The organism is Streptomyces barkulensis (assembly GCF_002843305.1).
GTDB classification, from domain to species: Bacteria; Actinomycetota; Actinomycetes; order Streptomycetales; family Streptomycetaceae; genus Streptomyces; species Streptomyces barkulensis.
The window spans coordinates 1-12,959 of the sequence record NZ_PGSG01000093.1 but is presented as its reverse complement, the minus strand read 5'-3'; the positions used below and the strand labels follow the sequence as shown (position 1 = coordinate 12,959).

Annotated in this window: 11 protein-coding genes; all 11 read left to right on the top strand. The window is 72.5% G+C overall.

The features are described 5' to 3' along the window. Position 1 precedes the first annotated feature (1 nt). Complete coding sequence (locus CUT83_RS19230) at positions 2-1,288, top strand: dihydroorotase (RefSeq protein ID WP_101257108.1); 1,287 nt, start codon at positions 2-4, stop codon at positions 1,286-1,288. Continuing rightward, positions 1,285-1,947 carry a PH-like domain-containing protein gene (locus CUT83_RS19225; RefSeq protein ID WP_101257107.1) on the top strand — a complete coding sequence of 221 codons (663 nt, stop codon included), beginning with the start codon at positions 1,285-1,287 and terminating at the stop codon, positions 1,945-1,947. Before CUT83_RS19230 ends, CUT83_RS19225 begins: the two co-directional genes overlap by 4 nt. Continuing rightward, positions 1,944-3,086, top strand: coding sequence for a glutamine-hydrolyzing carbamoyl-phosphate synthase small subunit (carA, locus tag CUT83_RS19220; RefSeq protein WP_101257106.1), 1,143 nt, complete (start codon positions 1,944-1,946; stop codon positions 3,084-3,086). Before CUT83_RS19225 ends, carA begins: the two co-directional genes overlap by 4 nt. Beyond that, a complete protein-coding gene (carB, locus tag CUT83_RS19215) occupies positions 3,079-6,399 on the top strand; it encodes a carbamoyl-phosphate synthase large subunit (RefSeq protein ID WP_101257105.1) in 3,321 nt (1,106 codons plus the stop codon). Before carA ends, carB begins: the two co-directional genes overlap by 8 nt. A 131-nt stretch (positions 6,400-6,530) precedes the next feature. After that, positions 6,531-7,658 (top strand): quinone-dependent dihydroorotate dehydrogenase, encoded by a 1,128-nt coding sequence (locus tag CUT83_RS19210; protein ID WP_101257224.1) that lies wholly within the window; start codon positions 6,531-6,533, stop codon positions 7,656-7,658. Further along, positions 7,655-8,545 (top strand): orotidine-5'-phosphate decarboxylase, encoded by an 891-nt coding sequence (pyrF, locus tag CUT83_RS19205; protein WP_101257104.1) that lies wholly within the window; start codon positions 7,655-7,657, stop codon positions 8,543-8,545. The genes CUT83_RS19210 and pyrF overlap by 4 nt, the downstream gene beginning before the upstream one ends. Before the next feature lie 303 nt (positions 8,546-8,848). Then, positions 8,849-9,172 (top strand): integration host factor, encoded by a 324-nt coding sequence (locus CUT83_RS19200; protein WP_093656674.1) that lies wholly within the window; start codon positions 8,849-8,851, stop codon positions 9,170-9,172. A 38-nt stretch (positions 9,173-9,210) separates the two neighbouring features. Continuing rightward, the gene (gene gmk / locus CUT83_RS19195; RefSeq protein ID WP_101257103.1) at positions 9,211-9,768 is read left to right on the top strand and encodes a guanylate kinase; all 558 of its coding nucleotides are present in this window, start codon (positions 9,211-9,213) and stop codon (positions 9,766-9,768) included. A gap of 131 nt (positions 9,769-9,899) precedes the next feature. Further along, complete coding sequence (rpoZ, locus tag CUT83_RS19190) at positions 9,900-10,172, top strand: DNA-directed RNA polymerase subunit omega (protein ID WP_093850766.1); 273 nt, start codon at positions 9,900-9,902, stop codon at positions 10,170-10,172. Positions 10,173-10,356: 184 nt separating this feature from the next. Further along, on the top strand, positions 10,357-11,580 hold the full coding sequence (coaBC, locus tag CUT83_RS19185; protein ID WP_101257102.1) for a bifunctional phosphopantothenoylcysteine decarboxylase/phosphopantothenate--cysteine ligase CoaBC: 1,224 nt from the start codon (positions 10,357-10,359) through the stop codon (positions 11,578-11,580). Between the two features lie 237 nt (positions 11,581-11,817). Next, positions 11,818-12,959: methionine adenosyltransferase (metK, locus tag CUT83_RS19180; protein WP_101257101.1), on the top strand; the 1,142-nt coding region annotated here is incomplete at its 3' end.

Below are 12,959 nucleotides of genomic sequence, written 5' to 3'. Positions count from 1 at the left end.
CATGAGCAAGACCCTGATCCGCGGCGCGAAGGTGCTGGGCGGCCAGGCGCTGGACGTCCTGATCGACGGCGAGACCGTCGCGGCCGTCGGCGCCGGCCTGGACGCCGACGGCGCCCAGGTGGTCGAGGCCGACGGGCAGATCCTGCTGCCGGGCCTGGTGGACCTGCACACGCATCTGCGCGAGCCGGGCCGCGAGGACTCCGAGACCGTGCTGACCGGCACCCGGGCCGCGGCCTTTGGCGGTTACACCGCCGTGCACGCCATGGCCAACACCTTCCCCGTCGCCGACACCGCCGGCGTCGTCGAGCAGGTCTGGCGGCTGGGGCGGGAGTCCGGCTACTGCGACGTGCAGCCGGTCGGCGCCGTCACCGTCGGCCTGGAGGGCAAGCAGCTCGCCGAGCTGGGCGCGATGCACGAGTCGGCCGCCTCGGTGCGGGTCTTCTCCGACGACGGCAAGTGCGTGGACGACGCGGTGATCATGCGCCGGGCGCTGGAGTACGTCAAAGCCTTCGACGGCGTCATCGCCCAGCACGCCCAGGAACCCCGCCTGACCGAGGGCGCACAGATGAACGAGGGCACGGTCTCCGCCGAGCTGGGCCTGGGCGGCTGGCCGGCCGTCGCCGAGGAGTCGATCATCGCCCGCGACGTGCTGCTGGCCGCGCACGTCGGTTCCCGGCTGCACATCTGCCACCTGTCCACCGCCGGATCGGTGGAGATCGTGCGCTGGGCCAAGTCCAAGGGGTGGAACGTCACCGCCGAGGTCACCCCGCACCACCTGCTGCTCACCGACGAACTGGTGCGCTCCTACGACCCGGTCTACAAGGTCAACCCGCCGCTGCGCACCGAGGCCGACGTGAGGGCCCTGCGCGAGGCGCTGGCCGACGGCACCATCGACTGCGTCGCCACCGACCACGCCCCCCACCCCCACGAGGACAAGGACTGCGAGTGGGGCGCGGCCGCCATGGGCATGGTCGGCCTGGAGACCGCGCTGTCCGTCGTCCAGCACACGATGGTGGAGACCGGACTGCTGGACTGGGCCGGCGTCGCCGACCGCATGTCCTTCCGCCCCGCGGCCATCGGGCGCCTGGCCGGCCAGGGACGGCCCGTCTCGGCTGGTGAGCCCGCCAACCTCACCCTGGTCGATCCGGCCTACCGTGGAACGGTGGATTCCGCACGTTTCGCCTCCCGCAGCCGCAACACCCCCTACCAGGGACGCGAGCTGCCGGGCCGTGTCACACACACGTTCCTGCGGGGCAGGGCGACAGTCATGGACGGAAAGCTCGTATGAACCTCTCACCGGTACCAACCGCCATCCGCCACGCCGCGGCGCCCGAGTCGCAGCAGGTCACCGACTGGGCGCCCCGGATCGCCTGGGTGATCGGCCTCCTGCTGGTCGTCGCCCTGGTGTACTGGCTGATGAGGGAGGGCTGGAAGTGGCGCTCGGTGCTCCAGTCCGACCTCCCCGAACTGCCCCAGGCGCCCGCCGGCCCCGGTGAGCCGAGGCTGACCATGACCGGCCGCTACCACGGCTCCACCGCGGCCGGGCAGTGGCTGGAGCGGATCGTCGCCCACGGCCTGGGCGCCCGCAGCCGCGCCGAGCTCACCCTCACCGAGCAGGGTGTGCACGTGGTGCGGCCCGGAGCGAACGACTTCTTCATCCCGGCCGGCAGGCTGCGCGGCGCCCGGCTCGACAAGGGCATCGCCGGCAAGGTCCTCACCGAGGACGGCCTGCTGGTGATCACCTGGGAGCACGGCGACCGCCTGCTGGACTCCGGCTTCCGCTCCGACCGCGCCGCCGAGCACGCCGCCTGGCTGGAGGAGCTGCGCGCCATGTCCGGCGGCGGCTCCGGCACGGCCGGCGCACCCGGCGCCACCGGCGCCGCGGACGATCCCCACGGCACCACCGACGCTGCCGCCACCACGCACCACGAGGAAGGCGCACGATGACGACCTCCGCCCGCAAAGCCTCCAGGGTGCCCGCCGTACTCGTCCTGGAGGACGGCCGCACCTTCCGCGGCCGCGCCTACGGGGCCATGGGCGAGACCCTCGGCGAGGCCGTGTTCTCCACCGGCATGACCGGCTACCAGGAGACCCTGACCGACCCCTCCTACCACCGGCAGGTGGTCGTCATGACCGCCCCGCACATCGGCAACACCGGCGTCAACGACGAGGACCCGGAGTCGAAGCGGATCTGGGTGGCCGGCTACGTGGTGCGCGACCCCGCCCGCGTGCCCTCCAACTGGCGCTCGGTGCGCACCCTGGACGAGGAGCTGACCGCCCAGGGCGTCGTCGGCATCAGCGGTGTCGACACCCGGGCGCTCACCCGCCACCTGCGCGAGCGCGGCGCGATGCGGGTCGGCATCTTCTCCGGCGACGCCGTCGCCGACGAGGCCACGATGCTGGCCAGGGTGAAGGCCGCCCCCGAGATGACCGGCGCCGACCTGTCCGCCGAGGTCGCCACCACCGAGGCGTACACCGTCCCGGCCATCGGGACCAGGCGCTTCACCGTCGCGGCCGTCGACCTGGGCATCAAGGGCATGACCCCGCACCGGATGGCCGAGCGCGGCATCGAGGTCCACGTGCTGCCCGCCACGGCCACGATCGAGGACGTCTACGCGGTGGAGCCGGACGGGGTGTTCTTCTCCAACGGCCCCGGCGACCCCGCCACCGCAGACCATCCGGTGGCCCTCATGCGAGGGGTGCTGGAGCGCTCCACCCCGCTGTTCGGCATCTGCTTCGGCAACCAGATCCTCGGCCGGGCCCTGGGGTTCGGCACCTACAAGCTCAAGTACGGCCACCGCGGCATCAACCAGCCCGTGCAGGACCGTACGACCGGCAAGGTCGAGGTCACCGCGCACAACCACGGCTTCGCCGTGGACGCCCCCCTCGACGGCCCCGGCGACACCCCCTACGGGCGCGCCGAGGTCTCCCACGTCTGCCTCAACGACGGCGTGGTCGAGGGCCTTCGCCTGCTGGACCGGCCCGCGTTCAGCGTCCAGTACCACCCCGAGGCGGCGGCCGGGCCGCACGACGCCGCGTACCTGTTCGACCGCTTCGTCTCCCTGATGGAGGGCCAGCGTGCCTAAGCGCACCGATATCCGTTGCGTCCTGGTCATCGGCTCGGGCCCGATCGTCATCGGGCAGGCCGCCGAGTTCGACTACTCCGGCACCCAGGCGTGCCGGGTCCTCAAGGCCGAGGGCCTGAGGGTGGTCCTGGTCAACTCCAACCCGGCCACGATCATGACCGATCCGGAGATCGCCGACGCCACCTACGTCGAGCCGATCACCCCGGAGTTCGTCGAGAAGATCATCGCCAAGGAGCGCCCCGACGCCCTGCTGCCCACCCTGGGCGGCCAGACCGCGCTCAACACCGCCATCTCCCTGCACGAGGCGGGCACCCTGGACAAGTACGGGGTGGAGCTGATCGGCGCCAACGTCGAGGCCATCCGCAAGGGCGAGGACCGCGACCAGTTCAAGGAGGTCGTGGAGGCGGTCCGGGGCAGGATCGGGCACGGCGAGTCCGCCCGCTCGGTCATCTGCCACTCCATGGAGGAGGTCCTGGCCGGCGTCGAGGAGCTCGGCGGCTACCCGGTCGTGGTGCGCCCCTCCTTCACCATGGGTGGCGCCGGCTCCGGCTTCGCCCACGACGAGGACGAACTGCGCCGCATCGCCGGCCAGGGGCTGACGCTCTCCCCGACCACCGAGGTGCTCCTGGAGGAGTCCATCCTCGGCTGGAAGGAGTACGAGCTGGAGCTGATGCGCGACCGCAACGACAACGTCGTGGTCGTCTGCTCCATCGAGAACTTCGACCCGATGGGCGTGCACACCGGCGACTCCATCACCGTCGCCCCGGCGATGACGCTCACCGACCGCGAGTACCAGACCCTGCGCGACATCGGCATCGCCGTCATCCGCGAGGTCGGCGTCGACACCGGCGGCTGCAACATCCAGTTCGCCGTCAACCCCGCAGACGGCCGGGTCATCGTCATCGAGATGAACCCGCGCGTCTCGCGCTCCTCGGCGCTGGCCTCCAAGGCCACCGGCTTCCCGATCGCCAAGATCGCAGCCAAGCTGGCCGTGGGCTACACCCTCGACGAGATCCCCAACGACATCACCGAGCAGACCCCGGCCTCCTTCGAGCCCACGCTCGACTACGTGGTGGTCAAGGTCCCGCGCTTCGCCTTCGAGAAGTTCCCGGCCGCCGACTCCACCCTCACCACCACCATGAAGTCGGTGGGCGAGGCGATGGCCATCGGCCGCAACTTCCCCGAGGCGCTGAACAAGGCGCTGCGCTCGCTGGAGAAGAAGGGCAGCCAGTTCGACTTCGCCACCCCGGTGGCCGGACTCGGGGACAAGGACGAACTGCTGGCCGCCGCCCGGCGGCCCACCGACGGCCGGATCAACACCGTCATGGCCGCCATCCGGGCCGGCGCGAGCCCGCGGGAGGTCTTCGAGGCCACGAGGATCGACCCCTGGTTCACCGACCAGCTCTTCCTGGTCAAGGAGATCGCCGACGAGCTGGCCGAGGCCGGCCGCCTCGATCCCGAACTGCTGGCCGAGGCCAAGCGGTACGGCTTCTCCGACGCCCAGATCGCCGCGATCCGGGGTCTGCGCGAGGACGTCGTCCGCGAGGTGCGCCACACCCTGGGGGTGCGCCCGGTCTACAAGACGGTCGACACCTGCGCCGCCGAGTTCGCCGCGAGGACCCCGTACTTCTACTCCTCCTACGACGAGGAGAGCGAGGTCGCCCCGCGCACCAGGCCCGCGGTGATCATCCTCGGCTCGGGCCCCAACCGCATCGGCCAGGGCATCGAGTTCGACTACTCCTGCGTCCACGCCTCCTTCGCGCTGCGCGACGCGGGCTTCGAGACCGTGATGGTCAACTGCAACCCCGAGACCGTCTCCACCGACTACGACACCTCCGACCGGCTGTACTTCGAGCCGCTCACCCTGGAGGACGTCCTGGAGATCGTCCACGCCGAGCGGCAGGCCGGCCCCGTCGCGGGCGTCATCGTCCAGCTCGGCGGCCAGACCCCGCTCGGGCTGGCCCAGGCGCTCAAGGACAACGGCGTCCCCGTCGTGGGCACCTCCCCGGAGGCCATCCACCTCGCCGAGGACCGCGGTTCCTTCGGCCGGGTGCTGGTCGAGGCCGGGCTGCCCGCGCCCAAGTACGGCACCGCCTTCTCCTTCGCCGAGGCCAAGGAGATCGCCGCCGGGATCGGCTACCCGGTCATGGTCCGCCCCTCCTACGTGCTGGGCGGACGCGGCATGGAGATCGTCTACGACGAGGCCTCGCTGGGGGACTACCTCACCCGCCACGCCGGCCTGATCTCCGAGCACCCGGTGCTGATCGACCGCTTCCTCGACGACGCCATCGAGATCGACGTCGACGCGCTCTACGACGGCACCGAGCTCTACCTCGGCGGCGTGATGGAGCACATCGAGGAGGCCGGCATCCACTCCGGCGACTCCGCCTGCGCCCTGCCGCCGATCACCCTGGGCGGTTACGACGTCAAGCGGCTGCGGGCCTCCACCGAGGCCATCGCGCGCGGCGTCGGGGTGCGCGGGCTGATCAACATCCAGTTCGCGCTGGCCGGGGACATCCTCTACGTGCTGGAGGCCAACCCGCGCGCCTCGCGCACCGTCCCCTTCACATCCAAGGCCACCGCCGTACCCCTGGCCAAGGCCGCCGCCCGGATCTCGCTGGGCGCGACCATCGCCGAACTGCGGGCCGAGGGCCTGCTGCCGGCGAGCGGCGACGGCGGCACCCTGCCGCTGGACGCGCCGATCTCGGTGAAGGAGGCCGTGCTGCCCTGGAGCCGCTTCCGCGACGTCCAGGGCCGCGGCGTGGACACCGTGCTCGGCCCGGAGATGCGCTCCACCGGCGAGGTCATGGGCATCGACTCGGTCTTCGGCACCGCCTACGCCAAGTCGCAGGCGGGCGCGTACGGCGCGCTGCCCACCAAGGGCCGGGCCTTCGTCTCGGTGGCCAACCGCGACAAGCGCTCGATGATCTTCCCGGCCCGTGAGCTGGTCGCGATGGGCTTCGAGCTGCTGGCCACCTCCGGCACCGCCGAGGTGCTGCGCCGCAACGGCATCGACGCCACCGTGGTGCGCAAGCAGAGCGAGGGCGAGGGGCCGAACGGGGAGCGGACCATCGTCCAGCTCATCCACGACGGCGAGGTCGACCTCATCGTCAACACCCCCTACGGCACCGGGAGCCGCCTGGACGGCTACGACATCCGCACCGCCGCGGTCGCCCGCGCCGTGCCCTGCCTGACCACGGTCCAGGCGCTGGCCGCCGCCGTGCAGGGCATCGAGGCCACCTCGCGAGGGGAGGTCGGGGTCCGCTCCCTGCAGGAGCACGCGGAACACCTGACAGCCGCCCGCGGGAAGTGACCGGAGGTGAGGGGGACGCCGGCAGCGGCGTCCCCCTCACCGCGAGAGCGCCCCGCAGCACCCCGCCACCGGGCCCCGCCACCGGGCACCGCCACCGGATCCCGTACCGGCCCGTCGCACGGAAGACCCGTATGTATCCCCTTCTGTTCCACCTGATCCTCAGGCGCCTGGACCCCGAGCGGGCGCACCACCTGGCGTTCGCCCTGATCCGGACGGCCGTCCGCGTCCCCGGCCTGCGCGCCCTCGTCGCGGCCGTCGCGGCCCCCGGCCGGGCACAGCGGCGCGCCCTGGCCACCGAGGCCTTCGGTCTGCGGATGCGCGGCCCCTTCGGGCTGGCCGCCGGGTTCGACAAGAACGCGGTCGGCGTCGACGGGCTCACCATGCTCGGCTTCGACCACGTCGAGATCGGCACCGTCACCGCCCACCCCCAGCCCGGCAACCCGGGGCCCCGGCTGTTCCGCCTGGTCGCCGACCGGGCCCTGGTCAACCGCATGGGCTTCAACAACGACGGCTCCGCCGCCGTGGCCGCCCGCCTGGCGGGGCGCCGGGCCGTCTTCCCCACCACGGTCGGCGTCAACATCGGCAAGACCAAGGTCACTCCCGAGAGCGAGGCCGCCGGCGACTACGCGCTCTCCGCCTCCCGGCTGGCCCCGTACGCCGACTACCTCGTCGTCAACGTCTCCTCGCCCAACACCCCCGGCCTGCGGAACCTCCAGGCGACCGAGCACCTGCGCCCGCTGCTGGCGGCGGTGCGCTCCGCCGCCGACGAGGCGGTGCCCGGCCGCCGCGTCCCCCTGCTGGTCAAGATCGCCCCGGACCTGGCGGACGAGGACGTCGACGCGGTCGCCGACCTCGCCGTGGAACTGGGCCTGGACGGCATCATCGCCACCAACACCACCATCGCCCGCGACGGCCTGGGCCTGGCCACAGGACGCGCCGAGATCGAGGCCATCGGCGCGGGCGGGCTGTCCGGCGCGCCGCTGAAGGACCGCTCCCTGGCCGTGCTGCGCCGCCTGTACGCCCGCGTCGGCGACCGCGTCACGCTCGTCGGCGTCGGCGGGGTGCGGACCGCCGACGACGTCTGGGAGCGCATCCTGGCCGGGGCCACCCTCGTCCAGGGCTACAGCGCCCTCGTCTACGAGGGACCGCTGTGGTGCCGCCGAGTCCACCGGGGCCTGGCCGCGCGCCTGGCCGCGAGTCCGTACGCCACCCTCGCCGAGGCCGTCGGCGCCGACACCCGGAAGGTGACCCCCCGATGACCGCTCCCCAAGCCCCGCAGGCTCCCCAAGCCCCCCAGGCCGCGCAGGCCCCAGGCGCCCCGGAGCCGTTCGGCGCCCGGCTGCGCCGCGCCCTGGACGACCGCGGTCCGCTGTGCGTCGGCATCGACCCGCACGCCGCGCTGCTGACGGCCTGGGGCCTGGACGACGACGTGGCGGGCCTGGAGCGCTTCACCCGCACGGTGGTGGACGCCCTCGCCGACCGGGTCGCCGTCCTCAAGCCGCAGTCCGCCTTCTTCGAGCGCTTCGGCTCGCGCGGGATCGCCGTCCTGGAGAGGGCGATCGCCGACGCACGCTCGGCCGGCGCCCTGGTGCTCACCGACGCCAAGCGCGGCGACATCGGCTCCACGATGGCCGCCTACGCCGCCGCCTACCTGGATCCGGGCAGTCCGCTGTTCTCCGACGCCGTCACCGTCAGCCCCTATCTGGGCTTCGGCTCGCTGCGCCCCGCCCTGGACGCGGCGCGGGCGGCGGGTTCGGGCGTCTTCGTCCTGGCCCTGACCTCCAACCCGGAGGGCGCCGAGGTGCAGCGGGCCACCGCCGGGGGCGGTGCGTCGGTCGCCCAGACGGTGCTGGACCACATCGCGAGGGAGAACGCCGGGGCCGATCCGCTCGGCCCGGTCGGCGCGGTGGTCGGGGCGACGCTGGGGGAGGCCGGCGCGGACCTGGCGGTCAACGGCCCGCTGCTGGCGCCGGGGCTGGGGGCGCAGGGCGCCACCGCGGCCGACCTGCCGAGGGTCTTCGGCGGTGCGGTGCGCAACGTGGTGCCGAGCATCAGCCGGGGAGTCCTGGGCCGGGGGCCTTCACCGCGGGCCCTGCGGGAGGCCGCGGCCGGGGAGGCCGACGCGCTGCGGGAGGTCCTGGGCTGATCAGCCGGGGCAGAACCGGAGGGTCCGGAAAAACCGGGGCACCCCGCGGAATCAACCCTTCAGTCGCGCCCATTTGTCCGGAAATGTCCAGGTCGGCTCAAGTCTGACCAGGACTTTTCCCCCGTTCTCGCTGACTCGGGCGCGATGGGCCGCTAGTCTCCGACGAGAGCACCGCGAATTCCGGGGTCCTCGCAGGTCCGGGGGGCGCCGGGGGACGTGTTGCTCGTTGCTCCGCAGGTGCGGGGCCACTAGGTTCCTCACCGACCAATATCCGACCAGTTCGACATCCGAGGTGACGTAGGCGTGGCTCTTCCGCCCCTTACCCCTGAACAGCGCGCAGCCGCGCTCGAGAAGGCCGCCGCGGCTCGCCGGGAGCGCGCCGAGGTCAAGAACCGACTGAAGCACTCCGGCGCCTCGCTCCACGAGGTCATCAAGCAGGGCCAGGAGAACGACGTCATCGGCAAGATGAAGGTCTCCGCCCTCCTGGAGTCCCTGCCCGGCGTCGGCAAGGTCCGGGCCCGCCAGATCATGGAGCGGCTCGGCATCTCCGAGAGCCGCCGGGTGCGCGGCCTGGGATCCAACCAGATCGCCTCCCTGGAGCGTGAGTTCGGCGGCGGTTCCGCCTGACGTTTCCAGGTCTGCCTGGGAACCGGGATAATCGCCGTATGAGTGAACGTCCGCGACTGACCGTGCTCTCCGGCCCCTCCGGGGTCGGCAAGAGCACGGTCGTCGCTCATCTGCGCAAGGTCCATCCGGAGATCTGGCTCTCGGTGTCCGCCACCACCCGCAGACCGCGCCCCGGCGAGCGGCACGGTGTCCAGTACTTCTTCGTGGACGACGAGGAGTTCGACAAGCTGGTCGCCAACGGCGAGCTGCTGGAGTGGGCCGAGTTCGCGGGCAACCGCTACGGCACTCCGCGGCGGGCCGTGCTGGAGCGGCTGGAGGCGGGAGAGCCGGTGCTCCTGGAGATCGACCTCCAGGGCGCGCGGCTGGTCCGCGAGTCGATGCCCGAGGCACAGCTCGTCTTCCTGGCCCCGCCCAGCTGGGAGGAGCTGGTCCGCCGTCTCACCGGCCGCGGCACCGAGTCCCCCGAGGTCATCGAGCGGCGGCTGGCCGCGGCCAGGGTCGAACTGGCCGCCGAGTCGGAGTTCGACGTGACCCTGGTCAACACCTCCGTCGAGGACGTCAGCCACGAGCTGCTAGCCTTGATGAAGGTTTCGTGATCGTCACCGGAGTCGTCACCGGAGGGCCGGGCAGGACAGCCGCCGGAATCCGGGACACCGGCAGGAGGCATCCCGTACCGGGGCCCGGCCGGATCACTGCCCGTCTTATCCACCGCAGCGGAAGGTAGAGCGTGTCCTCTCCCATCAACACGCCCGAGGGCATCATCAACCCGCCGATCGATGAGCTGCTCGAAGCCACCGACTCGAAGTACAGCCTGGTGATCTACGCCGCCAAGCGCGCGCGCCAGATCAACGCCTACTACTCGCAGCTCGGCGAGGGCCTGCTGGAGTACGTCGGCCCGCTGGTGGACACCCACGTCCACGAGAAGCCGCTGTCGATCGCGCTCCGCGAGATCAACGCGGGTCTGCTGACCTCCGAGGCCGTCGACAACCCGACGCAGTGAGGCCCCGGCCGCCCATGGCGGCCGGCCGCACGACGGCACCACCGCCACGGGCCCGGCAGCCGCGCTGCCGGGCCCGTGGTGTGTCATGGGTACCGGCGGAAGCGTCCCCGACGTGCCCGCCGCCGACGCGCGACAGTGAGCGAGTGAGCGGCCGACGGGCCGCCGAGCCGGGGAGAGGCGAGGGATGGACAGGTCCGACAAGCCCAGGGTGGTCCTGGGGGTCAGCGGCGGCATCGCCGCCTACAAGGCGTGCGAGCTGCTGCGGAGGCTGACGGAGTCCGGCCACGACGTGCGGGTGGTACCGACCGGTTCGGCGCTGAGGTTCGTCGGCGAGCCCACCTGGGCGGCGCTGTCGGGCAACCCCGTGACCACGGGGGTGTGGGAGGACGTCCACGAGGTCCCGCACGTGCGCATCGGACAGGAGGCCGATCTGGTCGTCGTCGCGCCCGCCACCGCCGACACCCTCGCCCGGGCCGCCCACGGCCTCGCCGACGACCTGCTGACCAACACCCTGCTCACCGCCCGCTGCCCGGTGGTCTTCGCACCCGCCATGCACACCGAGATGTGGGAGCACCCCGCCACCGCCGAGAACGTGGCCACCCTGCGCCGCCGCGGCGCGGTCGTCATCGAGCCCGCGGTCGGACGGCTGACCGGCAAGGACACCGGCAAGGGGCGCCTACCCGACCCCGGCGAGATCTTCGAGGTCTGCCGCCGGCTCCTGGCCCGCGGCGCCGCGCCCGGGCGCGACCTGGCCGGCCGGCACGTCGTGGTCAGCGCGGGCGGCACCCGCGAACCACTGGACCCGGTCCGCTTCCTGGGCAACCGCTCCTCGGGCCGGCAGGGGTACGCCCTGGCCCGCACCGCGGTGGCGCGCGGCGCGCGGGTGACCCTGGTGGCCGCCAACACCTCCCTGCCCGACCCCGCGGGCGCGGACGTGGTGCCGGTGGGTACCGCCGTGCAACTGCGGGAGGCCGTGCTGAAGGCCGCCGAGGACGCGGACGCGGTGGTCATGGCCGCGGCGGTGGCCGACTTCCGGCCCGCCCGATACGCCCAGGGAAAGATCAAGAAGCGGGACGGGCGGGAACCGGAACCGGTCGCCCTGGTCCGCAACCCCGACGTCCTCGCCGAGCTCGCCGAACTTTCCGCCGCCCGCCCCGGGCAGGTGGTCGTCGGCTTCGCGGCCGAGACCGACGACGTCCTGGCCAACGGACGGGCCAAGCTCGCCCGCAAGGGATGCGACCTGCTGGTCGTCAACGAGGTGGGGGAGGACAGGACCTTCGGCGCGGAGGAGAACGAGGCGGTCGTCCTGGGCGCCGACGGCAGCGAGACACCCGTGCCGCACGGCCCCAAGGAGGCCCTGGCCGACACGGTGTGGGACAAGGTCGTCCACATGCTGAACGCCGGGTGAGACCGGAGGCGGGAGGTCCGCATGGCCGTGCCACCTGGGCCTCGGGCCCCCGCCGGGCACGGCCTCTCCCCTTCGCGGGAGTCGTGTGGCACGTTGGTCGTGTGTCGGAGTGCGAGACGTCCTGGCGGATCCGCGATGAGCTGCGGATAAACTGACGGCGGACCGCGCTCGGGCCAGCCCGACGACCGGATCCGCACACCAAGTCAGCCAGCAGCCGCTGCAAACCCAGGGAGCGATGTGTCCCGCCGCCTGTTCACTTCGGAGTCCGTGACCGAGGGTCACCCCGACAAGATCGCCGACCAGATCAGCGACACCATCCTCGACGCCCTGCTGGAGCAGGATCCCGCCTCCCGGGTGGCGGTGGAGACGCTGATCACCACCGGTCTGGTGCATGTGGCCGGCGAGGTCACCACCGCCGCGTACGCCGACATCCCCACCCTGGTGCGCAACAAGATCCTCGCCATCGGCTACGACTCCTCCAAGAAGGGCTTCGACGGCGCCTCGTGCGGGGTGTCGGTCTCCATCGGGGCGCAGTCCCCCGACATCGCCCAGGGGGTGGACACCGCCTACGAGAGCCGCGTCGAGGGGGATGAGGACGAGCTGGACCGGCAGGGCGCCGGCGACCAGGGCCTGATGTTCGGCTACGCCTGCGACGAGACGCCCGAGCTGATGCCGCTGCCGATCCACCTGGCCCACCGGCTCTCGCGCCGGCTGTCGGAGGTCCGCAAGAACGGCACCATCCCCTACCTGCGCCCGGACGGCAAGACGCAGGTGACCGTCGAGTACGACGGGGACAAGGCGGTGCGGCTGGACACCGTGGTGGTCTCCTCCCAGCACGCCTCCGACATCGACGTCGGCGCGCTGCTGGCCCCGGACATCCGCGAGTTCGTCGTCGAGCCGGAGCTGACCGCTCTCGCCCGGAGCGGCGTCAAGCTGGACACCGACGGGTACCGGCTGCTGGTCAACCCCACGGGCCGGTTCGAGATCGGCGGCCCGATGGGGGACGCGGGCCTGACCGGCCGCAAGATCATCATCGACACCTACGGCGGCATGGCCCGCCACGGCGGCGGCGCCTTCTCCGGCAAGGACCCCTCCAAGGTGGACCGCTCGGCGGCCTACGCCATGCGCTGGGTGGCCAAGAACGTGGTGGCCGCGGGGCTGGCCGCCCGCTGCGAGGTGCAGGTGGCCTACGCCATCGGCAAGGCCGAGCCGGTGGGCCTGTTCGTGGAGACCTTCGGCACGGCCACCGTGGACCCCGGGCGGATCGAGCAGGCCATCTCCGAGGTGTTCGACCTGCGCCCGGCCGCCATCATCCGGGACCTGGACCTGCTGCGCCCGATCTACGCCGCCACGGCCGCCTACGGGCACTTCGGCCGGGA